Origin of the sequence: Leclercia sp. 119287, assembly GCF_009734485.1 — a bacterium.
GTDB classification, from domain to species: Bacteria; Pseudomonadota; Gammaproteobacteria; order Enterobacterales; family Enterobacteriaceae; genus Enterobacter; species Enterobacter adecarboxylatus_C.
Map to the genome: position 1 here is coordinate 4619622 of NZ_CP046445.1, position 24948 is coordinate 4644569.

At 56.6% G+C, this 24948-nt stretch carries 21 protein-coding genes and 1 rRNA gene; 6 read left to right on the forward strand and 16 right to left on the reverse strand.

The window, feature by feature from the left end:
- Positions 1–27: 27 nt before the first annotated feature.
- The 5 genes from GNG27_RS22260 to pepQ all read right to left on the reverse strand — a co-directional run bounded on the left by GNG27_RS22260 (position 28) and on the right by pepQ (position 5922).
- Positions 28–1569: ribosomal RNA gene (locus GNG27_RS22260) — 16S ribosomal RNA — on the reverse strand.
- A 360-nt stretch (positions 1570–1929) separates the two neighbouring features.
- Positions 1930–2472: a menaquinone-dependent protoporphyrinogen IX dehydrogenase gene (hemG, locus tag GNG27_RS22265; RefSeq protein WP_142487484.1), complete on the reverse strand. Its 543-nt coding sequence runs from the start codon at positions 2470–2472 to the stop codon at positions 1930–1932.
- Positions 2473–2484: 12 nt separating this feature from the next.
- Positions 2485–3936 carry a Trk system potassium transporter TrkH gene (trkH, locus tag GNG27_RS22270; RefSeq protein ID WP_142487485.1) on the reverse strand — a complete coding sequence of 484 codons (1452 nt, stop codon included), beginning with the start codon at positions 3934–3936 and terminating at the stop codon, positions 2485–2487.
- 40 nt (positions 3937–3976) lie between these two features.
- Positions 3977–4591 carry an IMPACT family protein gene (locus tag GNG27_RS22275; protein WP_142487486.1) on the reverse strand — a complete coding sequence of 205 codons (615 nt, stop codon included), beginning with the start codon at positions 4589–4591 and terminating at the stop codon, positions 3977–3979.
- The gene (pepQ, locus tag GNG27_RS22280) at positions 4591–5922 is read right to left on the reverse strand and encodes a Xaa-Pro dipeptidase (protein ID WP_142490033.1); all 1332 of its coding nucleotides are present in this window, start codon (positions 5920–5922) and stop codon (positions 4591–4593) included. Before pepQ ends, GNG27_RS22275 begins: the two co-directional genes overlap by 1 nt.
- Positions 5923–6109: 187 nt before the next feature.
- Between pepQ and fadB the strand changes: the two genes are divergently transcribed.
- Both fadB and fadA read left to right on the forward strand, forming a co-directional pair.
- Positions 6110–8299, forward strand: coding sequence for a fatty acid oxidation complex subunit alpha FadB (gene fadB, locus GNG27_RS22285; protein ID WP_156265195.1), 2190 nt, complete (start codon positions 6110–6112; stop codon positions 8297–8299).
- A 9-nt stretch (positions 8300–8308) separates the two neighbouring features.
- On the forward strand, positions 8309–9472 hold the full coding sequence (fadA, locus tag GNG27_RS22290; protein WP_156264842.1) for an acetyl-CoA C-acyltransferase FadA: 1164 nt from the start codon (positions 8309–8311) through the stop codon (positions 9470–9472).
- A 183-nt stretch (positions 9473–9655) separates the two neighbouring features.
- On the opposite strand, the gene fre is transcribed toward fadA, so the two are convergent.
- Both fre and ubiD read right to left on the reverse strand, forming a co-directional pair.
- Positions 9656–10357 (reverse strand): NAD(P)H-flavin reductase, encoded by a 702-nt coding sequence (gene fre, locus GNG27_RS22295; protein WP_142487488.1) that lies wholly within the window; start codon positions 10355–10357, stop codon positions 9656–9658.
- 42 nt (positions 10358–10399) lie between these two features.
- Complete coding sequence (gene ubiD / locus GNG27_RS22300) at positions 10400–11884, reverse strand: 4-hydroxy-3-polyprenylbenzoate decarboxylase (RefSeq protein ID WP_142487489.1); 1485 nt, start codon at positions 11882–11884, stop codon at positions 10400–10402.
- A gap of 183 nt (positions 11885–12067) precedes the next feature.
- Here ubiD and rfaH point away from each other — a divergent pair, with 183 nt between their 5' ends.
- Positions 12068–12559, forward strand: a complete 492-nt coding sequence (gene rfaH / locus GNG27_RS22305) for a transcription/translation regulatory transformer protein RfaH (protein ID WP_106995902.1) — start codon at positions 12068–12070, stop codon at positions 12557–12559.
- Here rfaH and tatD read toward each other — a convergent pair.
- From tatD to udp, 9 genes are all read right to left on the reverse strand, one after another.
- Positions 12556–13338: a 3'-5' ssDNA/RNA exonuclease TatD gene (tatD, locus tag GNG27_RS22310; RefSeq protein ID WP_142487490.1), complete on the reverse strand. Its 783-nt coding sequence runs from the start codon at positions 13336–13338 to the stop codon at positions 12556–12558. The genes rfaH and tatD overlap by 4 nt on opposite strands.
- Before the next feature lie 41 nt (positions 13339–13379).
- Positions 13380–14141, reverse strand: coding sequence for a Sec-independent protein translocase subunit TatC (gene tatC, locus GNG27_RS22315; protein WP_142487491.1), 762 nt, complete (start codon positions 14139–14141; stop codon positions 13380–13382).
- 2 nt (positions 14142–14143) lie between these two features.
- Positions 14144–14671 (reverse strand): Sec-independent protein translocase protein TatB, encoded by a 528-nt coding sequence (gene tatB / locus GNG27_RS22320; RefSeq protein WP_142487492.1) that lies wholly within the window; start codon positions 14669–14671, stop codon positions 14144–14146.
- A 3-nt stretch (positions 14672–14674) separates the two neighbouring features.
- Positions 14675–14929 (reverse strand): Sec-independent protein translocase subunit TatA, encoded by a 255-nt coding sequence (gene tatA, locus GNG27_RS22325; protein ID WP_032615095.1) that lies wholly within the window; start codon positions 14927–14929, stop codon positions 14675–14677.
- A 76-nt stretch (positions 14930–15005) separates the two neighbouring features.
- Positions 15006–16646, reverse strand: a complete 1641-nt coding sequence (ubiB, locus tag GNG27_RS22330; RefSeq protein WP_142487493.1) for a ubiquinone biosynthesis regulatory protein kinase UbiB — start codon at positions 16644–16646, stop codon at positions 15006–15008.
- Positions 16643–17248 carry a ubiquinone biosynthesis protein UbiJ gene (gene ubiJ / locus GNG27_RS22335; RefSeq protein ID WP_156264843.1) on the reverse strand — a complete coding sequence of 202 codons (606 nt, stop codon included), beginning with the start codon at positions 17246–17248 and terminating at the stop codon, positions 16643–16645. Before ubiJ ends, ubiB begins: the two co-directional genes overlap by 4 nt.
- 13 nt (positions 17249–17261) lie before the next feature.
- Positions 17262–18017, reverse strand: coding sequence for a bifunctional demethylmenaquinone methyltransferase/2-methoxy-6-polyprenyl-1,4-benzoquinol methylase UbiE (ubiE, locus tag GNG27_RS22340; protein ID WP_032615102.1), 756 nt, complete (start codon positions 18015–18017; stop codon positions 17262–17264).
- 66 nt (positions 18018–18083) lie between these two features.
- Positions 18084–19532, reverse strand: coding sequence for a DNA recombination protein RmuC (gene rmuC, locus GNG27_RS22345; RefSeq protein WP_142487495.1), 1449 nt, complete (start codon positions 19530–19532; stop codon positions 18084–18086).
- A 139-nt stretch (positions 19533–19671) separates the two neighbouring features.
- Positions 19672–20433, reverse strand: coding sequence for a uridine phosphorylase (gene udp / locus GNG27_RS22350; protein WP_106995909.1), 762 nt, complete (start codon positions 20431–20433; stop codon positions 19672–19674).
- A gap of 251 nt (positions 20434–20684) precedes the next feature.
- On the opposite strand from udp, the gene GNG27_RS22355 reads away from it, so the two are divergent.
- The 3 genes from GNG27_RS22355 to GNG27_RS22365 all read left to right on the forward strand — a co-directional run bounded on the left by GNG27_RS22355 (position 20685) and on the right by GNG27_RS22365 (position 24946).
- Positions 20685–21491: a dienelactone hydrolase family protein gene (locus GNG27_RS22355; RefSeq protein ID WP_156264844.1), complete on the forward strand. Its 807-nt coding sequence runs from the start codon at positions 20685–20687 to the stop codon at positions 21489–21491.
- 180 nt (positions 21492–21671) lie between these two features.
- Positions 21672–23483 carry a beta-glucoside-specific PTS transporter subunit IIABC gene (locus GNG27_RS22360; protein WP_156264845.1) on the forward strand — a complete coding sequence of 604 codons (1812 nt, stop codon included), beginning with the start codon at positions 21672–21674 and terminating at the stop codon, positions 23481–23483.
- Positions 23483–24946 carry a glycoside hydrolase family 1 protein gene (locus GNG27_RS22365; RefSeq protein ID WP_156264846.1) on the forward strand — a complete coding sequence of 488 codons (1464 nt, stop codon included), beginning with the start codon at positions 23483–23485 and terminating at the stop codon, positions 24944–24946. Before GNG27_RS22360 ends, GNG27_RS22365 begins: the two co-directional genes overlap by 1 nt.
- Positions 24947–24948: the final 2 nt, after the last annotated feature.

The following is a 24948-nucleotide window of genomic DNA, read 5'->3' on the forward strand; positions in this document are numbered from 1 at the left end:
AGCACTGCAAAGGCAGGTTCTTTAAGGTAAGGAGGTGATCCAACCGCAGGTTCCCCTACGGTTACCTTGTTACGACTTCACCCCAGTCATGAATCACAAAGTGGTAAGCGCCCTCCCGAAGGTTAAGCTACCTACTTCTTTTGCAACCCACTCCCATGGTGTGACGGGCGGTGTGTACAAGGCCCGGGAACGTATTCACCGTAGCATTCTGATCTACGATTACTAGCGATTCCGACTTCATGGAGTCGAGTTGCAGACTCCAATCCGGACTACGACGCACTTTATGAGGTCCGCTTGCTCTCGCGAGGTCGCTTCTCTTTGTATGCGCCATTGTAGCACGTGTGTAGCCCTACTCGTAAGGGCCATGATGACTTGACGTCATCCCCACCTTCCTCCAGTTTATCACTGGCAGTCTCCTTTGAGTTCCCGGCCTAACCGCTGGCAACAAAGGATAAGGGTTGCGCTCGTTGCGGGACTTAACCCAACATTTCACAACACGAGCTGACGACAGCCATGCAGCACCTGTCTCAGAGTTCCCGAAGGCACCAAAGCATCTCTGCTAAGTTCTCTGGATGTCAAGAGTAGGTAAGGTTCTTCGCGTTGCATCGAATTAAACCACATGCTCCACCGCTTGTGCGGGCCCCCGTCAATTCATTTGAGTTTTAACCTTGCGGCCGTACTCCCCAGGCGGTCGACTTAACGCGTTAGCTCCGGAAGCCACTCCTCAAGGGAACAACCTCCAAGTCGACATCGTTTACGGCGTGGACTACCAGGGTATCTAATCCTGTTTGCTCCCCACGCTTTCGCACCTGAGCGTCAGTCTTTGTCCAGGGGGCCGCCTTCGCCACCGGTATTCCTCCAGATCTCTACGCATTTCACCGCTACACCTGGAATTCTACCCCCCTCTACAAGACTCTAGCCTGCCAGTTTCGAATGCAGTTCCCAGGTTGAGCCCGGGGATTTCACATCCGACTTGACAGACCGCCTGCGTGCGCTTTACGCCCAGTAATTCCGATTAACGCTTGCACCCTCCGTATTACCGCGGCTGCTGGCACGGAGTTAGCCGGTGCTTCTTCTGCGAGTAACGTCAATCACTGTGGTTATTAACCACAATGCCTTCCTCCTCGCTGAAAGTACTTTACAACCCGAAGGCCTTCTTCATACACGCGGCATGGCTGCATCAGGCTTGCGCCCATTGTGCAATATTCCCCACTGCTGCCTCCCGTAGGAGTCTGGACCGTGTCTCAGTTCCAGTGTGGCTGGTCATCCTCTCAGACCAGCTAGGGATCGTCGCCTAGGTGAGCCGTTACCCCACCTACTAGCTAATCCCATCTGGGCACATCTGATGGCAAGAGGCCCGAAGGTCCCCCTCTTTGGTCTTGCGACATTATGCGGTATTAGCTACCGTTTCCAGTAGTTATCCCCCTCCATCAGGCAGTTTCCCAGACATTACTCACCCGTCCGCCGCTCGTCACCCAGGGAGCAAGCTCCCCCGTGCTACCGCTCGACTTGCATGTGTTAGGCCTGCCGCCAGCGTTCAATCTGAGCCATGATCAAACTCTTCAATTTAAGTTTGATGCTCGTGAATTAAACTTCGTAATGAATTACGTATGTTCACTCAGAGACTTGGTATTCATTTATTGTCCGAAGACATTAAGAATCCATGTCACTTTGAGTGCCCACACAGATTGTCTGATAAATTGTTAAAGAGCAGTGCAACGCGGCTTTCGCTCACCGTTGCGAGGTCCCGTATAATACGTTTTCCTCTTTCAGAGTCAAGCGATAATTTCACGCTTTTCCCTGCTGACCCGGCGGCTTGTTTGCCGTTGTTCCGTGTCAGTGGAGGCGCATTATAGGGAGTTCTTCGGCGGTGACAAGCATAAATCTCAAAAAGTTTTCCGTTCGCTTACTTTTCAATCTTTACGTTTATTAAAGCCGCGGATTGCCGGTTAATTGTGCGATTTCCCGGGCAAAACTGGAGACCTGGGACCAGTCGGTATAGACCACTTCTTTGCGTGTATCCGTTTCGCCGCCGGTCATCTTCATAATAAGACGGATCATAAAGCGATCGTACCAGCGATAGCGTGGGTAACGCAGGGCACCGGCAAAGACGGCACAGGCCGTTGGCTTCCAGGGCGAGTTCAGCAAAAACTTACGCGTGTAGCTGTTGGTCTGCGGGGTACGCTTTTCCGCTTTACGCGCCACCAGGTTCACGGAGAAGAAAGCGCCGGGCAGGCTGTTCAGCGTTGCCGTATGCTTTTTCACAAAGCGATCCACCGCCGGATGGAAATGGCCGTAGCGGATGGAGGCGCCGATCACCACCCGGTCATACTCCTGCCACGCAATCTCTTCGGTGCGGTTCAGGTTAATGACGTCGGCATAGATGCCCTGCTCTTTTAACTCAGAAGCCAGAAAAGCGGCAATCTCGCGCGTTTGCCCGTCGCGTGTTGAAAATAGAATGAGTGTTTTCACAAATGGCTCCCTTTATTCGCGCCAGAATGTTGGCGTAAAGAGGACCAACAGCGTAAAGACCTCAAGACGCCCGAACAGCATGTTGGCAATCAGGATCCACTTCGCGGTCGGATTCATGCTGGCAAAGTTATCTGCGACCACGCCAAGGCCCGGTCCCAGGTTATTCAATGTAGCCACAACGGAGGCAAATGCCGAGAAGTCATCCACGCCCGTCGCGATAATCGCCAGCATGCTAACGATAAAGACCAGCGCGTAGGCGGAGAAGAAACCCCACACCGCTTCGAGAATACGTTCTGGCAGCGCACGGTTACCCAGCTTGATGCTGTAAACCGCATTCGGGTGCACCAGACGCTTAAGCTCGCGGTTGCCCTGCTTAAACAGCAGCAGGATGCGGATCACTTTTAACCCGCCCCCCGTCGACCCGGCGCAGCCGCCGATAAAGGCCGAACAGAGCAGCAGAACCGGCAGGAAGAGCGGCCAGCGCGCAATACTGTCGGTGGTAAAGCCTGCGGTCGTCGCCATTGACACCACCTGGAAGAAGGCCTGGTTCAGCGTAGTGACCGCCGAAGCATAGACATCGTGTAGCCACAGCACCAGGGTACAAATCACTACCAGCGTCAGCTGCACGCCGATAAACATGCGGAATTCCGGATCGCGCCAGTAGACCTTCAGGTTACGACCACTGAGTAAAGAGAAGTGCAGACCATAGTTACAGCCGGAGATGAGCAGGAAGACCGCAATAATGGTGTTGATGGTCGGGCTGTCAAAATAGCCGATGCTGGCATCATGGGTGGAGAACCCCCCAATCGCGATGGTGGCAAAGCTGTGGCCGATAGCATCAAAGGCCGGCATTCCGGCGAACCACAGCGCCAGCGCACAGGCGACGGTTAACAGCACATAGATGAGCCACAAGGTTTTGGCCGTCTCGGCGATACGCGGGCGCATCTTGTTATCTTTCAGCGGCCCCGGCATCTCTGCCCGGTAGAGCTGCATCCCCCCGACGCCCAGTATCGGCAGGATCGCCACGGCTAATACAATGATCCCCATCCCGCCAAACCATTGCAGCATCTGGCGATAAAAGAGGATGGCATGGGGCAGCGAGTCCAGCCCCACCAGCGTGGTGGCCCCGGTGGTGGTCAGCCCGGAAAAGGATTCAAAGAACGCATCGGTGATGGTCAGGTTGGGCTGTTCGGAAAAGATGAAGGGCAATGCCCCCACGCTGCCCAGCACGGTCCAGAACAGCACCACGATAAGGAAGCCTTCGCGGGATTTCAGCTCCCCCTTCTCACGACGGTTAGGCCACCACAGCAGGGAGCCAATCATCAGCGCGACGAAAAAGGTCTGCGTAAAGGCCCGGCCCGCACCATCCCGATAAATAAGCGCCACCAGTCCGGGGAGGATCATCGTCCCGGAAAAGAGTATGACCAGCAATCCAACGATTCGGGTTATGGCACGAAAATGCATCTCTGCCGCTTCCTTAGGTATTCAATAAGTAAGGTGGGGATTATTCTTCAATCGGCCGTAATTGCAACGAACCACGACTAAAATCAGCCAGTTTTGCTGAGAATACCGGAAGCGACGCCTGGGGTAGCGCCACACGCAATTGCACCGTCGCCTGGTAATCACTGTGTACAATCAGGCCCTGATACTGCTTCAGCAACGCTTCGATGCCGGATAACTGAGCGTAATCGCACAATAAAGTATATTCGGTAAGTGGCGTTTTGCGGATCGTTGTCAGTTGATTCAGCGCCTGCTGGACCCCGCCGCCATAGGCCTTGACCAGCCCACCGGTTCCTAATAATACGCCGCCGTAGTAACGCACCACGACGGCGGTGATTTCGCCCACGCCGCTGCCCATTAACTGAGAGAGCATCGGTTTGCCCGCCGTGCCCGCCGGTTCACCATCATCCGAGAACCCCAGCTTCTGTGAATCGTCGGGCGGCCCCGCTACCCACGCCACGCAGTGGTGGCGGGCGTCAGGATGTTCTGCCCGTACTGACTCAACAAAGGCTTTTGCCGCCTCCACGCCGTCGGTATGCGCCAACAGCGTGATGAAACGGCTTTTTTTGATCTCTTCCGTAAAGGTGACCGGCGCTGCCGGTATGAGCCAGCTCTCCATTACGCCAGCTTCAGGTCCCGCGTCATGTTTTCAGTACCGTTTTCGTGGATCACCACGTTATCTTCGATACGGATGCCACCAAACGGCTTCAGCGCCTCAATTTTCTGCCAGTTGAAGTGCTTGCTGAACTGCCCTTCGCGCCACGGCGCCAGCAGAGACTCAATGAAGTAGATGCCCGGCTCGATGGTCAGCACCATGCGCGGCTGCAGGATGCGGGTGCAGCGCAGGTAAGGATATTTGGACGGCGCTGCCAGATGGGTACCGGTGTCATCCTGCATAAAACCAGCGGTGTCGTGCACCTGCAGACCCAGCGGGTGGCCGATACCGTGCGGCATAAACGGCCCGGTCAGGTCGTTTTCCACCATCGCCTCTTCACTCATATCGCTGACGATCTGGTGCTTACGCAGCAGCTTCGCAATGCGCTGATGGAACTGGATGTGGTAATCCACATAGCTCACTCCGGCCTTCATGGTGGCGATCAGGGCCAGTTGCTCTTCATTGACGTCTTTGATCAGCTGAGCGAACTCGGTATCGCTGTTCCCGGCCCAGGTGCGGGTCAGGTCCGCGGCATAGCCGTTATATTCCGCACCGGCATCCAGCAGGAAGCTGCGCATTTCGGACGGCGCGCGGTGATCGAGTTTAGTGTAGTGCAGCACCGCCGCGTGCTCATTCAGCGCCACAATGTTGCTGTATGGCACGTCGGTGTCACGATGGCCGGTGGCCGTCAGGTAAGCCAGGTTAATGTCGAACTCGCTCATGCCGGACAGGAAGGCTTCGTGTGCCGCACGGTGGCCGTTGACCGCGGTTTTTTGCGCTTCACGCATGCACGCCAGCTCATAGTCGGTCTTATAGGAGCGGTAGTAGTGCAGATAGTCGATCACGCCTTTCGGGTTGATGTTATCTGCGGCGATTTCCAGACCGCGCGCACGTTCCGGTACCGGGCCAATATAGGCGATGTTGCCGCGGGCAGCAGGTAACTGGTTGCCAATACCGTCGGCTTTAGGCAGGGCAATCACCTCGATCTCTTCCGTCCAGAAGGAGGTCGGCAGCGGTTCAACGTTGTGCCAGTAATCCACCGGCAGATAGAACCACAGTTTCGGCTTGTTCACGCCGTCCACCAGCAACCAGCAATTGGGAACCTGGGTTACCGGCACCCAGGCTTTAAATTGCGGATTCACCTTGAAGGGATAAGCGTGATCGTCGAGAAAGACATTGAACAGCTCGCCTGAGTGGATGAGTAGGGCATCCAGCTTAAAGCGAGCCAGTACGTCGCGGGTACGTTCCTGTAACGTAACAATGTGATTTTTATACAGCGCGGCCAGTGAGTCCATCATTCTTCCTTTTGTTTTGACCTCAAGTCACCGCATCTTAGCACACCTCAGAAAGGCTGCGTGATCTCCGCCGATCGTGATCAGACCTACAATTATTTAATGAGTAATTTGCATTTCATTAACACAAATCCCACACTCCGAATCATCTGGTATGACCAGATCCAATAGCTGGATTCAGGAGACCGACATGCTCTACAAAGGCGACACCCTGTACGTAGACTGGCTGGAAGGTGGCATTGCCGAACTGGTGTTCGACGCCCCCGGCTCAGTGAATAAACTGGACACCGCAACCGTGGCCAGCCTTGGCCATGCGCTGGACGTGCTTGAAAAAGAGTCCGACTTAAAAGGTCTGCTGCTGCGTTCCGAAAAAGCGGCATTTATCGTCGGCGCAGACATCACCGAATTTCTCTCCCTGTTCCTGGTCCCCCAGGAGCAGCTGAGCCAGTGGCTGCATTTTGCCAACAGCGTCTTTAACCGTCTGGAAGATCTCCCTGTCCCGACGATCTCTGCGGTCAACGGCTATGCGCTCGGCGGCGGCTGCGAATGCGTGCTGGCGACCGATTACCGTCTCGCCACCCCTGATTTGCGCATCGGCCTGCCGGAAACCAAACTGGGCATTATGCCGGGCTTTGGCGGCTCGGTCCGTCTGCCGCGCCTGCTGGGTGCCGACAGCGCTCTCGAGATCATCGCTGCCGGTAAAGACGTCGGTGCCGACCAGGCGTTGAAACTCGGTCTGGTGGATGGCGTGGTTAAGCCTGAAAAACTGCATGAAGGGGCGCTGGCCATTCTGCGTCAGGCAATCAACGGCGACCTCGACTGGAAAGCGAAACGCCAGCCGAAGCTGGAGCCGCTGCACTTAAGTAAAATTGAAGCCACCATGAGTTTCACCATCGCCAAAGGCATGGTGATGCAGACGGCGGGTAAACACTATCCGGCGCCGATCACCGCGGTGAAAACCATCGAAGCCGCCGCACGTCTGGGCCGTGACGAAGCACTGAAATTAGAAAACCAAAGTTTCGTCCCACTGGCTCACACCAACGAAGCCCGCGCGCTGGTCGGTATTTTCCTCAATGACCAGTACGTGAAGGGTAAAGCGAAGCAGCTCACCAAAAACATCGAGACGCCAAAACAGGCGGCGGTGTTGGGCGCAGGCATTATGGGCGGCGGCATTGCCTACCAGTCGGCCTGGAAAGGCGTGCCGGTGGTGATGAAAGACATCAACGAGAAGTCGCTGACCCTGGGCATGACCGAAGCGGCCAAGCTGCTGAATAAACAGCTCGAACGCGGCAAAATCGACGGCCTGAAGCTCTCCGGGGTGATCTCCACTATTCATCCGACGCTGGAATATAGCGGCTTTGATCGCGTGGATGTGGTCGTCGAAGCGGTGGTCGAAAACCCGAAAGTGAAAAAAGCGGTACTGGCAGAAACCGAAGATAAAGTACGTCCGGACACCGTGCTGGCCTCCAACACCTCCACCATTCCAATCAGCGAACTGGCCAGCGTTCTCAAGCGCCCGGAAAACTTCTGCGGCATGCACTTCTTTAACCCGGTGCACCGTATGCCGCTGGTTGAAGTGATCCGCGGCGAGAAAACCTCTGACGAAACCCTCGCCAAAGTGGTGGCCTGGGCCAGCAAGATGGGCAAAACCCCAATTGTAGTGAACGACTGCCCGGGCTTCTTCGTCAACCGCGTGCTGTTCCCGTACTTTGCCGGTTTCAGCCAGCTGCTGCGCGACGGAGCGGATTTCCGCAAGATCGACAAAGTAATGGAAAAACAGTTTGGCTGGCCGATGGGCCCGGCGTACCTGCTGGATGTGGTCGGCATTGATACCGCGCATCACGCTCAGGCGGTGATGGCGGCAGGTTTCCCGCAGCGCATGCAGAAAGATTACCGCGATGCCATCGACGCCCTGTTTGAATCGAACCGCTACGGCCAGAAAAACGGTCTCGGCTTCTGGCGTTATAAAGAAGACAGCAAAGGCAAGCCGAAGAAAGAGGAAGACGCAGCCGTGGATAGCCTGCTGGCCGACGTCAGTCACGCGAAGCGCGATTTCAGCGACGAAGAGATTATCGCCCGCATGATGATCCCGATGGTCAACGAAGTGGTGCGCTGTCTCGAAGAGGGTATTATCGCCAGCCCGGCGGAAGCAGACATGGCGCTGGTGTACGGCCTGGGCTTCCCTCCGTTCCACGGCGGCGCGTTCCGCTGGCTGGATACGCTGGGCAGCGCCCGCTATCTGGATATGACGCAGCAGTATGAACATCTCGGCGCGCTGTATCAGGCACCGGAAGGTCTGCGTACCAAAGCGCGTAATAACGAAGCGTACTATCCCCCGGTTGAGCCCGCCCGTCCGGTTGGCGCACTGAAAACGGCTTAAGGAGTCACAATGGAACAGGTTGTCATTGTCGATGCAATTCGTACCCCGATGGGCCGTTCGAAGGGCGGCGCATTTCGTAACGTGCGCGCGGAAGATCTCTCCGCACATTTAATGCGTAGCCTGCTGGCGCGCAACCCGGCTCTGGAAGCCACCGCGCTGGACGATATCTACTGGGGCTGCGTGCAGCAGACCCTGGAGCAGGGCTTTAACATCGCCCGTAACGCGGCGCTACTGGCGAAAATCCCGCATTCGGTACCGGCTGTCACCGTCAATCGCCTGTGCGGTTCATCGATGCAGGCCCTGCACGATGCGGCGCGTATGATCATGACCGGCGATGCGCAGGTGTGCATGATCGGCGGCGTGGAGCACATGGGCCACGTGCCGATGAACCACGGGGTCGATTTCCATCCCGGCATGAGCCGCACCGTAGCGAAAGCCGCGGGAATGATGGGGCTGACGGCAGAAATGCTCTCACGCCTGCACGGTATCAGCCGTGAAATGCAGGACGGCTTTGCCGCCCGCTCCCACGCCCGTGCCTGGGCCGCGACGCAGTCCGGCGCATTCAAGAATGAAATTCTGCCCACCGGCGGTCACGACGCTGACGGCGTGCTGAAGCAGTTCTATTTCGATGAAGTGATCCGCCCGGAAACTACCGTTGAGGCCCTCTCGACGCTGAAACCGGCCTTTGATCCGGTCACCGGTACCGTGACGGCGGGCAGCTCTTCTGCCCTGTCCGATGGTGCGGCGGCGATGCTGGTAATGAGCGAAAGCCGCGCCCGCGAGCTGGGCCTGACGCCGCGCGCGCGCATCCGCTCGATGGCGGTGGTGGGTTGCGATCCGTCAATCATGGGTTACGGCCCGGTGCCAGCCTCAAAGCTGGCGCTGAAAAAAGCCGGGCTTTCCGCCAGCGATATCGACCTCTTTGAGATGAACGAAGCTTTCGCCGCACAGATCCTGCCGTGTATTAAGGATCTGGGGCTGATGGATCAGATCGACGAGAAGATTAACCTCAACGGCGGCGCCATTGCGCTGGGTCACCCGCTGGGTTGTTCCGGGGCGCGTATCAGCACCACGCTGATTAACCTGATGGAACGCAAAGATGCCCAGTTTGGTCTGGCAACCATGTGCATCGGCCTGGGTCAGGGGATCGCGACGGTATTTGAAAGGGTGTAATCGAAGAATATTCCCCTAAATCATTCGCGTTGCATCGCGGCGGCAACTGCGCGAATCCCCGGGAGCATAGTTAACTATGTGACCGGGGTGAGCAAAGGCAGCCAACAAAGAGGCAGCGTGAATGATGACGGGGAAAGGTTTAGTTGCCGTTTTCCCGCCTGTCAGGGGCGGGTTTTTTTCGTCTCAAATAAACGCAAATGCGTCGCCAAACAGGCGATCTTCACGGGCGTTACGTTCGTTGCAGAACAGGTCCCGGGCAATTTTCGCCATCTCAAAACGACCGGCAATGTAGATATCGTGATTCACCAGCGTGCCATGATCCTGCAGCACCGCCGTTAACACGGTGCCGCTGCGACCGCGCCAACCCTCTTCCGGCTGTTCAACTACTGGCTCAACGCGCAGGTTCGGATGGGTCACGCTCAGCGCTTCCAGCTCAGACAGATCGTAGAGATGCTTCGCCTCGCGGCCACCCCAGTAGATGGTAATATCACGGTCCGGGTTACGCGCCAGCGCCGTCAGCAGGATGGAGCGCGCGTAGGAGAAACCGGTGCCGCCCGCAATCAGGATCAGCGGACGCTCTTCGTCATCACGCAGCCAGGCTTCGCCGTGAGGAATATCAATCTCGATCTCATTCTCTTTCAGAATGCGATCCATGACTGCCATCGCATACAGGTTGAGCTCAGACGCCCCAATGTGCAGCTCGATAAACTCTTGCTCGTCCGGCGTCGAGGCCATTGAGAAAGGGCGCTTATCCCGCTCATCCATCACCACCATCAGATACTGGCCAGCGCGGAAGGAGAACGCCGATTCAGGTACTAAACGGACGCGATATACGGTGTCGGTGATAGCGTCTACCGAAGTCACTTTACAGCTTAAGGTTGTCATTCGCTCTCTCTGTCGGGAAGTCTATAGGGCATAACGGCGCATTCAGGCGTCTTTACCGTTATTCATTATGGCCAGTTCATCCCAGATCGCGTCAATTCGCGCAGTCACCTCAGGATCCTTTTTGATCGGACGACCCCATTCACGTTGGGTTTCGCCGGGCCATTTATTGGTGGCATCCAGTCCCATTTTTGAGCCAAGACCGGAAACCGGCGAGGCAAAATCCAGGTAATCTATCGGCGTGTTTTCCACTAACACGGTATCGCGTGCCGGATCCATACGGGTGGTAATGGCCCAGATCACGTCATTCCAGTCACGGGCGTTGACGTCATCATCGCAAACGATCACAAACTTGGTATACATAAACTGGCGCAGGAAAGACCATACGCCCATCATCACCCGTTTAGCGTGACCCGCATACTGCTTCTTAATGGTTACCACCGCCAGGCGATAGGAGCACCCTTCCGGCGGCAGATAGAAATCAACGATTTCCGGGAACTGCTTTTGCAGGATCGGCACAAACACTTCGTTCAGCGCCACGCCCAGCACCGCGGGTTCATCCGGCGGACGTCCGGTGTAGGTGGAGTGGTAAATGGCATCTTCACGCTGGGTAATGTGCGTCACGGTAAACACCGGGAAGCTGTCGATTTCGTTGTAATAGCCGGTGTGGTCGCCATACGGCCCTTCCGGTGCCATCTCACCCGCCTCAATGTAGCCTTCGAGCACGATTTCAGCGCTGGCAGGTACTTCCAGATCGTTCGAAACGCACTTCACCACTTCGGTTTTGGTGCCGCGCAACAGCCCGGCAAAGGCGTATTCCGACAGGGTGTCCGGCACCGGCGTGACGGCACCGAGAATGGTGGCCGGATCGGCACCCAGCGCCACGGCGACCGGGAAGCGTTCGCCCGGATGGGCCGCGCACCACTCCTGAAAATCAAGCGCACCGCCGCGATGCGACAGCCAGCGCATAATCAATTTATTTTTACCGATCAGCTGCTGACGATAGATCCCAAGATTCTGCCGCTCTTTATGCGGCCCGCGCGTCACGGTCAGACCCCAGGTAATCAGCGGGGCGGCGTCTTCGGGCCAGCACTGCATGATCGGGATACGCGTCAGATCGACCGCATCGCCTTCCACGATTTTCTGCTGGCAGGGCGCGCCGCGCAGCCGTTTGGTCGGCATATTCAGGACTTGCTTAAACTGCGGCAGCTTATCGAAGAGATCGCGAAACCCTTTTGGCGGCTCAGGCTCTTTTAAAAAGGCCAGCAGCTTACCCACTTCACGCAACGCGCTGACATCCTCCTGCCCCATCCCCATCGCCACACGTTTTGGTGTGCCAAACAGGTTACAGAGCACCGGCATGGTGTAGCCTTTCGGATTTTCAAACAGGAGCGCTGGCCCACCCGCGCGGAGCGTGCGGTCGGCAATCTCTGTCATTTCCAGGTAAGGATCGACAGGAATTGTGATGCGTTTGAGTTCGCCCTGCTTTTCCAGCAGTTCCAGGAAGTCGCGTAGATCGTTGTATTTCATGCAGTTAGTCAAGCTCTCTCTGTAAGCGTTTCATTATACGGCGTAAGACTGCCTGATGCTGTATTTTTGTTAAATTAGCGTGAAGATTCACGGCTTCTTCTGGGTACGGCCATTATAATCAGCTTAGCGATCCCGCCAGGGTTTTGATATGCTTGCCGGCATAACAAGCGGAAAAGAGTCATTATGCAGGCCTGGTATTTACTGTATTGCAAGCGCGGACAACTTCAGCGTGCTCAGGAACATCTGGAACGCCAGGCAGTGAACTGTCTGACGCCAGCGATCACGCTGGAAAAAATGGTCCGTGGTAAACGCACAACCGTCAGTGAACCGCTGTTCCCTAACTATCTGTTTGTTGAATTCGACCCCGAAGTGATCCACACCACCACCATCAATGCGACGCGCGGTGTCAGCCACTTCGTACGCTTTGGCGCGCACCCGGCTACCGTGCCCTCTTCCGTGATCCACCAGCTCTCGGTCTACAAACAACCTGAAGGCATTACCGATCCCGATACCCCCTTCTCCGGCGACGATGTGGTGATCACCGAAGGGGCCTTTGAAGGGCTGGTAGCCATTTTCGCTGAGCCGGACGGTGAAGCCCGCTCCATGCTGCTGCTGAACTTACTGAATAAAGAAGTGAAGCAGAGTGTAAAAAATACCAGCTTCCGCAAAGTTTAAAAGTCGACGCCAAACAGACGACGTACGTTGTCATCCGTCTGCGCTGCCAGCCACTGCGCCTCTTCGCCGCGCCAGTGGGCGACCCGTTCCATGATATGTCCCAGATAAGCCGGTTCATTGCGTCGCGATGCCGGTTTTGGACGGAGATCGCGCGGCAGCAGATAAGGTGCATCAGTCTCAACCAACAGGCGTTCGGCAGGAATAACCGGCAGCAGCTCGCGCAGCTCAAGCCCGCGCCGTTCATCGCAGACCCAGCCGGTGATCCCCAGATACAAACCGCGATCCAGACAGGCTATCGCCTCCTCGCGCGTGCCGGTAAAACAGTGCAGCACCGCCCCGGGCAGTTTATCCAGCCAGGGCTCCAGCAGCGCCAGAAAACGGTCATGAGCGTCGCGGCAGTGCATAAACACCGGCATGCCCAGCTCCGCGGCTAATGCCAGCTGGGCACTAAAGGCATGCTCCTGCTCGGCGGGAGTAGAGAAGTTGCGATTAAAGTCGAGACCACACTCACCGATAGCCACCACCTCAGGGGATGCGGCTAAAGCCCGGAGTGCGCTGGCACTTTCCGCCGTCCAGTGGCTGCTGTCGTGCGGATGGACGCCCGCCGTTGACCAGCAGCGGTCGTAGCGCTGCGCCAGCTGTCGCGCCTGTTCACTTTCGTGCAGGTTGGTGCCCGTCAGCAGTAAGCCGTTGACCCCGGCGGCGATAGCCCTTGCCACCACCTCGTCACGATCCTGGGCAAACTGCGGGCTGGTCAGATTCAGACCGATATCAAACATACTGGCTCCCATATGACAACCGCCCTGGCGGGCGGTTGGGGTTATTCTTCTGTTCCTTCGGACTCTTCGTCGTGATCTTCACGTCGCTTGCCGGTATAGAAGCGCGCGAAGAAGACACCGACTTCAAACAGGCAATACATCGGGATTGCCAGCAGGGTTTGCGAGAAGACATCCGGCGGCGTTAAAAGCATGCCCACTACAAAGGCGCCGACCAGAATGTAAGGCCGTTTTTTGCGTAATTCATCCGGGGTGGTGATCCCCATCCAGCAGAGCAGCACGATGGCAACCGGCACCTCAAACGCCACGCCGAAGGCCATAAACAGCGCCATCACGAAGCTGAGATAACTGGCAATATCGGTGGAGACCTGGACCCCTACCGGCGCGGTATTTGCCAGAAAGCCAAAGGCCAGCGGGAAGACCACGAAGTAGGCAAAGGCCATGCCGATATAAAACAGCAGCGAGCTGGAGACCAGCAGCGGGATCACCAGGCGGCGTTCATGCTTATACAGCGCGGGGGCAATAAAGGCCCAGACCTGATAGAGGATCACCGGCGCAGAGGCAATCAGCGACACCCAGAAGGTCAGCTTAATTGGCGTGAAGAAGGGCGATGCCACGTCGGTGGCGATCATGGTGGCCCCAAGCGGCATCTGCTTAATCAGAGGGGCAGAGACCACCTGATAGATATCGTTGGCAAAATAGACCAGGCATAAAAAAATGAGCAAAACTGCAATAATGCAGTTCAGCAGGCGTTTACGCAGCTCGATCAGGTGCGCAATCAGCGGTTGAGTTTCATCTACTGCCATGTTTACGCTTTATCACTCGACGAGGGGGACGCGTCAGCGGCGGGTGCAGGCTTTTTCTCTGCGGGCGCTGGCGTCGGTTCTTGTTTTGGGGTCACCGGCTCGGCTGGCGCCTGTTCGGGCGCAGTGGCCTGATGCTCAGCAGTGGCAGGCGTCACGCCTTCATGCTGCGCTTCGTTATCTTTGACCAGCGGGTTGCGAATGGTATTAGCTTCATCGCTCGCTTTTTCCGGATCGTTGACGCTGTAGGAGCGCTTCATGGATTCCGCCGCTTCGCGCAGTTCGTCCATCGAGGCTTTCAGTTCCGGCGTCAGGTTATCCATGCTCGCCTTTTCAACCTTTTTCAGGCTGTCCTGAAACTCCTGCAGCTTAAGCTCCTGCGCCAGCTCATTTTGCACCGTAGTCGCCAGCGATCGCAGCGCACGCACCCAGCCTGCAACCGTTTTTACTGCCACAGGCAGACGTTGTGGCCCCAGAACAATGAGACCAATCACGAAGACCAGCAGCAGTTCACTAAAACCGATATCGAACACGAATTACACCTGCTCGTTATCGTGGCGTTTAGCATTTTCCTTTTTGGCATCGTCTTGTTTATCAGCGATGGATTTAGCAGTGAAATCCGCATCCTGGCTGGATTTATCCTGCTTCTCGTCATCATCTTTGATCGCTTTTTTAAAGCCTTTGATGGACGCACCGAGATCGGAACCGATAGAACCGAGTTTTTTGGTACCGAACAGCAGCACGACGATGACGGCAATGATCAACAATTGCCAGATACTGATACCACCCATACATCTTCCCCAGTTATAGATGAATAATTAATCAGGCCGCATTATACGTTATGCGGCCCTGGTATAGCGACGCAATTCAGCGCGTTTTGCGCCATCCGGCTAGCCAGACAACCACGCCGCCCGCCATCAACCAGGCAGGCATGAGCTCCCACTCAGGACGATTGATCAGCAGCAGCGTGCCGCTTAACAACAGTGTCGCCCCAATGCCAAACAGATACCGGGACTGCCCCTGACGCACATGGTTGGTTTGCAACTCGCGGGCAATTTTATCCACGCTGTGTTGCAAGTTTTTGCTCTGACGCAAACTGTCATACACCAGTTCAGGAATTTCAGGCATTTTTTCAATCCAGAACGGCGCTTTCTCTTTCAGGGAGCGCACCAGCGCCGGAAGACCCACCTGGTCCTTGATCCACGACTCAAGGAAGGGTTTTGCCGTTTTCCATAAGTCTAACTGAGGATAAAGCTGTCGCCCCACCCCTTCAACGTAAAGTAATGTTTTCTGAAGTAAAACTAACTGGGGCTGTACTTCCATATTAAAGCGGCGGGCGGTATTGAACAGGTTCAGCAGCACATGGCCGAACGAGATCTCAGCCAGCGGCTTCTCGAAAATAGGCTCACAGACCGTACGAATGGCGAACTCAAACTCTTCTACGTTGGTATCCGGCGGAACCCAGCCGGAATCGACGTGCAGCTCGGCCACTTTACGATAATCGCGGTTAAAGAAGGCGATAAAGTTCTCGGCCAGATAGCGCTTATCTTCTTTGTTCAGCGAGCCGACGATACCGCAGTCGATGCCGATATACTGCGGATCTTCAGGATGCTCGTAGCTGACGAAGATATTCCCCGGGTGCATGTCGGCGTGGAAGAAGCTGTCCCGGAACACCTGGGTGAAGAAGACCTGCACGCCACGCTCGGCCAGCAGCTTCATGTTGGTACCCTGCTTTTCCAGGGTTGCGACGTCCGAGACCGGGATCCCGTAGATGCGCTCCATCACCATCATGTCCTGGCTGCAATAGTCGGAATAGACTTCCGGCACATACAGCATCGGGCTGTTTTCAAAGTTACGGCGCAGCTGAATGGCGTTCGCCGATTCCCGCAGCAGGTTCAGCTCATCAATTAGCGTCTTTTCATATTCGCGCACCACTTCCATCGGGCGCAGGCGGCGGCCGTCAGGCAGCAGACGCGGCACCCAGCGGGCCAGGCGGTAGATGAGTTTCATGTCGGCTCGGATGATCGGCAGAATGTCCGGGCGGATCACCTTGATGACCACCTCTTTGCCATTCTCTTTCAGCCGTGCGGTGTGAACCTGCGCAATGGAGGCGGAAGCCAGCGGCTGGATGTCGAAATCATCGAACCAGGTTTCAACCGGGAGATCGCCCATCGCTTTTTCGATCTGCTGCTTTGCCAGCTTACCGTCGAACGGGGCAACTTTATCCTGCAGCAGCGCCAGCTGATCGGCGATCATTGGCGGGAACAGGTCACGACGGGTGGAGAGCATCTGGCCGAACTTGATCCAGACAGGCCCCAGCTCCTGAAGCGCCAAACGCAGTCGCTCACCAAGCAGTTTGTCCTGATGGCGATTTGGCATCCAGAATAGCGTTCGCCGCCAGATACGCAGCGGCAGTGTGATGCGCATTCGGGGGATAAGCTCGTCGAGCCCGTAACTTAAAAAGGTGCGGATGATAAAGTAGAGGCGCCGAATTTCACCAGGCGTCATTTGCCCTCCAGTTTTTCAAGCCGTTTTGTCAGTGCATCAACTGCACGCTCAACCGCGGCGGTCTCTTCTGCAAACCATGCCGCTTCCAGCGGCCCCGGCGCCATGCGCCACTCCTCGGTCAGCACTTCCGCGGCATAGCGCTGCTGGCGCTGAAACCCCTTCTTCAGCAACGAGGCACCGCCGCGCAGTACTTTACCAATCCCCTCAGCGGCAATATCGCTGGTCCAGGGGGCCAGCAGCTCTGCCGGGTCGAACTCGGCCAGATCGGCCAGCGCGACAAAGTTCTGCACCACCTGGATATCGCCTTGAACCTCCAGCTCGCCGCTGCGGATCAGGGCGGTAAGCTGCTGGCGATCGCGCAGTTTAGGCAGGGTGCTCATATGGGTGATGACGGAGCAGTCGGCCTCGCCTTCCCACTCCCCCAGCACGTCGAGCTGACGCTCGCTGAACACCAGCACCAGCGGAGTCGAAAACTCTTTTAATACTACCCGCAGCACTTTGCCGTTAAGACGCTGACGCGCCGTTTTTAGCGCGGGAGACCGGTACAGAAAGGTATTGAGTACGTTTTCCACACCGGCTGTGATCAAGGGTTTAAACGGCATTTGCCACCTCCACTCAGAACTTATAACCGCGATGCAGCGCGACAACGCCTGCCGTCATGTTGAAGTAATCAACATTGTCAAAGCCTGCATCCTGCATCATGGCTTTTAAGGTGTCCTGGTTTGGGTGCATACGGATGGATTCGGCCAGATAGCGATAGCTGTCTGCATCGTTGGCAACCATTTCGCCAATGCGCGGCAGAATGTGGAACGAATAGGCGTCGTAGGCTTTGCTCAGCGGCTCAATAATCGGCTTCGAGAACTCCAGCACCAGCAGACGTCCACCCGGTTTCAGCACGCGGTACATGGAACGCAGCGCTTTCTCTTTATCGGTGACGTTACGCAGACCGAAAGAGATGGTAATGCAGTCAAAGGTGTTATCCGGGAAAGGCAGCGCTTCAGCGTTCGCCTGGACATATTCAACGTTGCCGACCACGCCAATATTGCGCAGTTTTTCACGACCCATTTTCAGCATGGAGTCGTTGATATCAGCCAGCACCACGCGGCCCGTTTCGCCCACCAGACGCGAGAATTTCGCTGTCAGGTCGCCGGTGCCGCCCGCCAGATCCAGCACGGTTTGTCCACGACGCACGCCGCTACAGTCAATAGTGAAGCGCTTCCACAAGCGATGAATGCCGAATGACATCAGGTCATTCATTACATCGTACTTCGCCGCCACGGAATGGAATACGTGGGCCACCATGTCAGCTTTCTGCGCTTTAGCGACAGTCTGAAAGCCAAAGTGCGTTGTGTCTTGTGAATCTTCAACCATCTCAGAGCCTGCTTATCAGTCAAATGTTTGAGAAGTGTAACAGATTGGGCGCATTTGCCCTACGATTCAACCACCCCGGGAATAACGCTCCAGGGGGTCTGCCGACGCCTGCGCGCCTGCTAAGGTGTTGTTTGTATTTTGAACGGGCTCATCACTGCGCAGCCGGTACTCTTCATCCTGCGACGTGGCCTGTTCAACTAATTCCGGATTAATCTCGCGTTTTACTTCCACGCCCAGGCTGCGGAACGATTCGGCCTGAGCCAGCAGGTTACCCCGCCCGGAGGCCAGCTTTTTCATCGCCTGACGGTAGTTATCCTGGGCGCGATCCAGGCTCTGCCCGACCGACGACATATCATCGACGAACAGGCGCATTTTGTCATACAGGCGGCTGGCGCGATCGGCAATCTGCTGGGCATTGCGGCTCTGGTGCTCATAGCGCCACAGATTAGCAATGGTGCGCAGCGCCACCAGCAGCGTGGTGGGGCTGACCAGCATAATGTTGTTTTTCAGCGCCTCGGAGATCAGCTCCGGCTGGCGGTCCAGCGCCAGTAAAAAGGCTGGTTCAACCGGGATAAACATTAGCACGTAGTCGAGCGAACGCAGGCCGGGCAGCTGCTGATAGTCTTTGCGTCCCAGCAGACGGATATGGTTACGCACCGAGGCGATATGCTCCTGCAGCGCCGACTCGCGGGTGTAGTCATCTTCGGCGTTGAAGTAGCGCTCATAGGCCACCAGGGTCATTTTGGCATCGATGACCACGTCCTTATCCTGCGGCAGACGCACAATGACGTCGGGCTGCATTCGCGCGCGGCTCTCAGTTTCAATGCTGACCTGGGTTTGATATTCGTGGCCCTCGCGCAGGCCAGAGGCTTCCAGCACGCGGGTCAGGACGACTTCGCCCCAGTTACCCTGGGTTTTATTGTCGCCTTTCAGCGCTTTAGTGAGATTGATGGCCTCCTGCGCCATCTGGGCATTCAGCTGCTGGAGGTTGCGGATTTCATGGGCCAGCGTGTGGCGCTCCCGCGCCTCCTGACCGAAGCTGTCCTGCACCTGGCGACGAAAGCCGTCCAGCTGTTCGCGCAGGGGCGACAGCAGGCCGTTCAGGCTCTGGCGGTTTTGTTCATCGACGCGGCGGTTACTCTGCTCAAAGATGCGGTTGGCGAGGTTTTCGAACTGCTCGCTCAGGCGCTGTTCGCTGTTGATCATCTGGCGGATTTTGTCTTCCGCATGCAGCTGGGTGGACTCCAGCCGGGTAGTGACTTCGCGCAGGTCAGCTTCCAGCGAGGTGTTGATATCCCGCAGATTGCGCAGCTCGTTGTTGAGCAGCTCGCATTCGTCGCGCCAGTGCCCGCTCTGGGCTATGTTCTGTCTTAATGCACTGAGATCGGCCACCATCTCTTCGCGTTCGGCAAGCTGATCGGCCTTCTGCTGCGCATGCTGATAGCTGGCGAACAACCAGCCCACGCCGACGCTGACCAGCGCAATAACGGCATAAAAAAGGATGGAAATATCCACGACGCCCCCTGCATCAAGGTATGACCCGCACAAAATAGAATTGTGCTGTATAAACGTCCAGTTTGAAAAGGGTTTTCTGCGAGGCGCTACGCAAAGAAAAAGGCCGAGCAGGTCGGCCTTTGGCAAGGAAAAGGGGAAATTACAGCAGGCGGCGGGCCGCTTCCACCACGATTTTCACCGCGTGGCTTTCGGTCTGCTTCATGGTCTCGGCGTTAGGGATCTCTTGCTGGGTGCGGTTAACAATGACGCCCGCAACCATACCGGCACGCAGACCCTGGCTTGCGCACATGGTCAGCAGCGTGGCAGATTCCATTTCATAGTTCATCACCCCCATCGACTGCCACTCTTCCATCGAGCCTTTGAAACGGTTGACTACGCGGCCGGAGAAGGTGTCGTAGCGCTCCTGGCCAGGATAGAAGGTATCAGAGGAGGCGGTCACGCCAACGTGCGTGGTCGCGCCGACGGATTTCGCGGCTTCCACCAGCGCGGTGGTGCACTCGAAATCGGCCACTGCCGGGAACTCCATTGGCGCAAAGTGCAGGCTCGCGCCGTCCAGACGCACGGACGCGGTGGTAACCAGCACGTCGCCAACGTTGATGTGCGGCTGGATCGCACCGGTCGTACCGATACGCAGGAAAGTACGGATGCCCAGCTGCGCCAGCTCTTCAACGGCAATTGAGGTAGACGGGCCACCGATACCGGTAGAGCACACGATCACCGCTTTGCCATCCAGCTCTGCCCGCCAGGTCGTGAATTCGCGATGGGCTGCCAGCTTAACCGGCTTATCCATCAGCGCGGCGATCTTTTCCACACGCTCAGGATCGCCAGGGACGATAGCGAGCGTAGCCCCTTGTAAATCGTTTTTAGTGAGGCCGAGATGAAAAACATCAGACTTAGACATAGAAAACTCCTCTGTGGGTCAGTTTGTCAGCAGAAGCAAAGCGGTACTTTACCGGAGGAACCGGCCTTGTTTCGTGACAGACATCACCATGAATAAAATTGATTGCAGTTAATTACCATGAAATAGTGATTAACATCACATTAACGAGTTATATCGTTATCTGTTGCACAAAAGATAGCCTGTTTCGGGCACTGTGGATTGTTAACCTGCGGACTATATTTACTTTTGCGCTAATTGGTACGGAGAATGCCATGACTGGAAAATCTGGATTTGCCCCTGCTGCTGACCTGCAAGCCTCAACCGTTGTCACTACCCCCGACGAGGCGATTACCGCCGGGGAGACCTCGATTCCGACCCAGGGCGATAATATGCCCGCTTACCATGCCCGGCCCAAAAATGCGCAAGGGGCATTGCCGATCGTCATCGTGATTCAGGAAATTTTCGGCGTACATGAGCATATTCGCGATATGTGCCGTCGCCTGGCGCTGGAAGGCTATCTGGCCGTCGCGCCTGAGCTCTATTTCCGTCAGGGCGACCCGAACGATTACAACGACATTCCCACCCTGTTCAGCAACCTAGTCACTAAAGTGCCGGATGCGCAGGTGCTGGCGGATCTTGACCACGTCGCGAACTGGGCGGCGCGCAACGGGGGCGATCCCCATCGTCTGCTGGCAACCGGCTTCTGCTGGGGCGGCCGTATCAGCTGGCTGTATGCCGCGCACAACCCGCAGCTGAAAGCCGCCGTGGCGTGGTATGGCAAGCTGGTGGGCGAAAAGACGCTGAATTCACCGAAGCATCCGGTTGATATTGCAACCGATTTGAACGCGCCCGTCCTCGGGTTGTATGGCGCAGAAGATACCGGGATCCCGCTGGATACGGTAGAGACCATGCGTCATGCCCTGCGTGCGGCAAACGCAACAGCGGAGATTGTGGTTTACCCGGGAGCCGGACACGCTTTCAACGCTGATTATCGCCCGAGCTATCACGCGGAATCAGCCAAAGATGGCTGGCAGCGGATGCTGGCCTGGTTCCAACAATATGGTGGTAAAAAAGGTTAAGCGGCTCACATTTCGCTACGCAAAGTGACGCGACTGTTTGACTTTTAAACACAATCTGGACGATATAAAAACCACAGGCGTGTAACTACGATCCGTAGGCAAGACCTGAACCCCCTCTCCGTTTTCGAGCGGAGAGGGGGTTCAGGTCTTTTTTTTTGCTCTGGAGACAGGGGCCAGAACATGAACCACTTGCAAACAGCGCTGGACATCATCGCCCAGGTCGGCGGTGCTGAGAATATCGAACATATCGAACACTGTTCCACCCGTTTACGGCTGAGCCTGTACGACAATGGCAAGGTCAACGAAGCGGCGTTGGCAAAGGTCGACGGCGTGCTGGGCGTGCGGGTGAACGTGCAGTGCCAGGTGATTATTGGTCACGAAGTGGTGCAGGTCTTTGAGGCGGTGCGCTCGCTGGTGGGGGCCCCTCAGGCGGGCGGACAACATACACCTGTCAGAATCAGCCGTGGCGCGCAGGTTGTCGATTTCGTGATAAGCGTTTTTCAGCCGCTGGTGCCTGCCATTGCCGGTGGCGGCGTCCTGAAATCGCTGCTGCTGTTGCTGGACGTCATGGGCTGGCTCAGCCGGGACAGTTCGACCTACAAGGTACTGGATAATATCGGCTCCGCGCCGCTCTACTTCCTGCCGATCCTGGTGGCGATCACCACGGCGATGAAGCTGAAGGTGAACGTGCTGGTGGCCGTCTCGGCAGTTTCCGTGATGGTGCTGCCGGCGATGACCAAACAGCTGGCCGACGGAACGGCGTTCATGTCGTTCGATCTGCGCAACGTCGCCTACGCCTCGCAGGTATTCCCGGCCATTCTGTGCGTGCTGTTTTACGCCCGGACGGAGAAGCTGTTCAACCGCTACTCCCCCGGCGCGCTGCGCATTTTTCTCTCGCCTATGCTCTCTCTGCTGGTGACGGTCCCCGTTACGCTGCTGATCCTGGGGCCGCTGGGCTACGAGCTGGGTGCCGGCCTGGCAACGGTGATTTTATGGCTCTACGGCAAACTCGGTTTTGTCGCCACCGGGCTGCTGGCCGCCGCCCTGCCCTTCATGGTCGCCGCCGGGATGCACAAGCCGATGCTGCCCTACGCCGTGGCCTCCATGAGCCAGTTCGGGCGCGAGATGCTCTATCTGCCCGCGTCGCTGGCGCACAACATTGCCGAGTCCGGCGCGTGCCTGGCGATTGCGCTCAAGAGCAAAGACAAGGTGCTGAAATCTACCGCCTTCTCCGCCGGGATCTCCGCCCTGTTCGGCATTACCGAACCGGCGCTGTATGGCGTTACGTTGCTGAATAAAAAGGCGCTTTACAGCGTGATCCTCGGCAGCATCGTGGGTGGGGCATTTATTGGCTGGATGGCGATTCAGGCCTTTGCCCTTGTCGGCCCTGGCCTTGCCAGCATCTCAATGTTTGTCTCTCCGGATAACCCGATGAACATCGTCTGGGCCTTCGCCGGGGCGGGGCTATCTTTTGCCGTCGCCTTTATCAGCGCCTTCGTGCTGTGGCGTGATAAAGCGGCTGAACACACCGACGCGCTGAGCCTCACCCGCCCGGTCGAAGGGCAGATCATCCCGCTTGAAAACGTTAACGATGACGTCTTCTCCCGCAAAATCATGGGCGACGGCATCGCTATTATTCCTTCCCAGGGCGTGCTGCGGGCCCCGGCGGATGGAACCATCGTGAACGTATTTGACAGCGGCCATGCGCTGAGCCTGCTCACCGACGCGGGCGTCGAGCTGATTTTCCATATCGGCATCGACACCATCCGGCTGCAGGGTGAAGGTTTCTCCCCACGGGTGGTGGAGGGCCAACATGTGAAGAGCGGCGACACGCTGATTGAATTTTCACTCGATACCATCACTTCCGCCGGGCTCGATCCGGTGGTGATGATGGTGGTGACGAACGGCGAACGCTTTTCGCTGACACCAGGTAATACCGACGATAAGAATCCAGACCCGCATATCATCATGACGCTTAAGGAGTCCGTGTAATGGAGAAATCCCTCCCGTTTCCGCAAGGTTTTTTATGGGGTGGCGCTATAGCCGCTAATCAGGCCGAAGGGGCATGGAAAGTGGATGGCAAAGGGCCGTCCGTAGCTGACGCCATCACCTGGAAGCCCAATCTGTCCGTGAAGGATTACAGCGGCCATATGGCGCTGACGGACGAGAACATCCGCGACGCGTTTGAAGGTAAAAATGACGCGCTCTACCCGAAACGCCGCGGCATCGATTTTTATCACCACTATAAGGACGATATCGCCCTGTTTGCTGAGATGGGCTATACCGTGCTGCGGGTGTCGATCGCCTGGTCGCGTATCTTCCCGACCGGTGAAGACGCTGCGCCAAACGAGGCAGGATTGCAGTTTTATGAAGAGATGTTCCGCGAGCTGCGTCGCCACAACATCGAGCCGCTGGTGACCCTCTCTCACTACGAAATGCCGCTGGCCCTGAGCGAAAAGTACAACGGCTGGGTGCATCGCAACGTGGTGGATGCTTTTGTGCGCTTCAGCAACGTCTGTTTCGATCGCTATAAAGATCTGGTCCGCTACTGGCTGACGTTTAATGAGATCGACAGTATCCATCGCCACCCCTTTACCACGGCGGGCATCCGGGAAGAGAAAAGCGCGCCGGGCAAAGCCCAGCAGGATATCTACCAGGGGCTGCATCACCAGTTTGTCGCCTCTGCGCTGGTGACGCGCGACTGCCACGCCAAAATCCCGGGTAGCCAAGTCGGGTGCATGCTGACCAAACTCACCACCTATCCGCACAGCTGCCGTCCGGAAGACGTGGAAGCGACGCTGAAGAAGAATCTGGAGAACTATTTCTACGCCGATGTACAGGTGTTTGGCGAGTATCCGCCGCTGATCCTGCGCGATCTGGCGCGGCGGGATATCCAGATTGCGATGCAGGCCGACGATCAGCGCATCTTAAAGGATCATGCCGTCGACTTCGTCTCCTTTAGCTACTACATGTCGATGACCGAATCGACCCAGCCGGACGTAGAGCGCATCCCGGGGAATACCGTTCTCGGGGTGAAAAACCCGTACCTGCCGGCATCCGAATGGGGCTGGCAGATTGACCCTGTCGGGCTGAAAATCTCCCTGCTGGAGCTGTATGACCGTTACCAGAAGCCACTGTTTATCGTGGAGAATGGTCTTGGCGCGAAAGATGTCGTGGAAAACGGCGCGATCCACGACAGCTACCGCATCGACTACTTCCGCGCCCACTTCGAGCAAACGTTGGCAGCTATAAATGAAGGGGTGGATGTGATGGGATTCACCACCTGGGGCTGCATCGACATTATCAGTGCGGGCACCTCGCAGATGTCCAAGCGCTACGGCTTTATCTATGTCGATCAGGACGATGAAGGTAAAGGCACGCTGAAGCGCCTGAAAAAAGACTCCTTCTGGTGGTACAAAAAAGTGATTGCCAGCAATGGCGCAGACATGAGCTAACC